Genomic DNA, 1,510 nt, shown 5'->3' with positions numbered 1-1,510 from the left:
GGGGGCCATTTCTCGCGGCAACGCGACTCACTAATGAAACGGGAACAGACCCAAATGCAGGATGAATTCAACGACCCACTGTGGCGCCAGGTGCTGTCCGGCGCGCAGATGCTCTTCGTCGCCTTCGGCGCCCTGGTGCTGATGCCGCTGATCACCGGCATGGACCCTAACGTGGCGCTGTTCACCGCCGGCATCGGCACATTGCTGTTCCAGCTGGCCACCGGGCGCCAGGTGCCGGTGTTCCTCGCCTCCAGCTTCGCCTTTATCGCGCCGATCATCGCCGCCAAGGGCGAGTTCGGCCTGCCCGCGGTGCTCGGCGGGGTGGTCGCGGCCGGCTTCGTCTATATGTTTCTCGGCCTGGCGGTGAGGCTCAAGGGGCCGGGATTTATCGACCGCATCCTGCCGCCGGTGGTGATAGGCCCGGTGATCATCGCCATCGGCCTGGCCCTGTCACCGGTGGCGGTGAACATGGCCATGGGCAAGACGGGCGACGCCAGCGCGCAGCTGGTGCCCTACCAGACCGCCATGCTGATCTCCATGCCGGCGCTGCTCACCACTCTGCTGGTGGCCGTGCTCGGCCGCGGCCTGTTGCGCCTGGTGCCGATCATCGCCGGCATAGTGGTCGGCTGCGGGCTGGCCGCCTTCTTCGGCGTGATCGACACCGCCGGCATCGCCGCCGCGCCCTGGCTGGCGGTTCCCAATTTCGTCGCCCCCGAACTGCATTGGGGCGCCATCCTGTACATGCTGCCGGTGGCCCTGGCACCGGCCATCGAGCATATCGGCGGGGTGATAGCGGTCGGCACCGTCACCGGCAAGGACTTCGTGCGCCAGCCCGGCCTGCACCGCACCTTGCTCGGCGACGGCCTGGCCACCTCGGCCGCCGGCCTGTTCGGCGGCCCACCCAACACCACCTACGCCGAAGTCACAGGCGCCGTGATGCTGACCAAGAGTTTCAACCCGAAGATCATGACCTGGGCGGCCGTATTCGCCATCAGCCTGGCCTTTATCGGCAAGTTCGGCGCGGCGCTGCAGAGCATCCCGGTGCCGGTGATGGGCGGCATTCTCTGCCTGTTGTTCGGCTCCATCGCCGTGGTCGGCCTGAACACCCTGATCCGCCATCAGGTCGACCTGTCCGAGGCGCGCAACCTGATCATAGTCTCGGTGACCCTGGTGTTCGGCATCGGCGGCATGGTTATCGGTGGCGACGAGTTCGCCCTGTCCGGCATTTCCCTGTGCGCCATCAGCGCCCTGCTACTCAACCTGCTGCTGCCGGGTGGCCAGGGCTGGGCGAACAAGGCGCTCGACAACGAACCGAAGCCATAGCCCTAGAGGCGCACTGACGCGCCATAAAAAAGGCTATGTCCCAAGACTGTGTTGCAAGGACTAAGCTTTATGGCAGGCATCCGCTCGTGAGGTCTGCCCATCATGGATACTCAAGCCTTTCACCACTGGCTGGCTCATGTGAGCCAACTCAGCGCCAAACAGAAATCCGCACTTCGTCAGGCGTTGC

1 protein-coding gene is annotated in these 1,510 nt (G+C 65.3%); it reads left to right on the top strand.

From position 1 onward, the window contains the following. The first annotated feature begins 54 nt into the window (after positions 1-54). On the top strand, positions 55-1,323 hold the full coding sequence (locus tag Q8Q83_RS05865; protein WP_305621965.1) for a uracil-xanthine permease family protein: 1,269 nt from the start codon (positions 55-57) through the stop codon (positions 1,321-1,323). The last annotated feature ends 187 nt before the right edge of the window (positions 1,324-1,510 follow it).

The organism is Pseudomonas sp., from assembly GCF_030696055.1.
Classification (GTDB): domain Bacteria; phylum Pseudomonadota; class Gammaproteobacteria; order Pseudomonadales; family Pseudomonadaceae; genus Aquipseudomonas.
Note: the sequence above shows the minus strand (reverse complement) of the source record. Positions and strands in the feature narration are given on the sequence as shown.